Here is a 649-nt window from a genome sequence, read left to right as displayed (position 1 = left end):
CCAAGAATTTCGTGATCAGTTACTTAACCAAGAGGAACTACAAGCGTTATCTCCTCTTAAAACGGGAGCTGGACTTGCTGCGCTGAACACGCGACTGGCGCTACTTCATGACATCGACGACACGATGGAACATGAGCTGCAAACGAAGCTCGCACAAACCATTAAAGCAACCACGCAACAGCGGTTGGTATTCATTGTTATCATGTCGTTGGTGACAATTCTTGTTATCAGTTTAACCATTCGCTTGGTGCGTAAAGTGACCAACAACCTGCATCTTGTTCTTGAGTTTTTAAGCCGCGAAAATTACAGCGAAGACTCACCACTTTCTGAGCTCATCAAAGGCAAAGATGAGTTAAGCAAGTTTGCTCAAGAAGTGGAAAAACTCAGTCATGAGAGAGAGCAAGCAAAGCAGAAACTCACCAAAGCCAAAGAAGATGCCGAGCGCGCCAAAGACGACGCGATTGAAGCCAGCAAAGCGAAAAGTAGCTTCCAAGCGAACATGTCGCACGAGATGCGTACTCCGCTCAACGGTGTGATAGGTATTTCTGACGTGCTGGCCGACACCCCGTTGCCGGCTACACAGCGCGATTACGTCGACACAATAGAGACGTCTTCCCAATTGCTGCTCAGCCTGATTAGTGACGTGTTG

At 47.9% G+C, this 649-nt stretch carries 1 protein-coding gene; it reads left to right on the top strand.

Annotated features, from left to right (window positions below):
- Positions 1 to 649, top strand: a 649-nt coding sequence (locus R8O11_RS28505) for a histidine kinase dimerization/phospho-acceptor domain-containing protein (protein ID WP_318195032.1), incomplete at both ends; no start/stop codon positions are given.

It is taken from the genome of Vibrio sp. 1288 (genome assembly GCF_033344475.1).
Note: the sequence above shows the minus strand (reverse complement) of the source record. Positions and strands in the feature narration are given on the sequence as shown.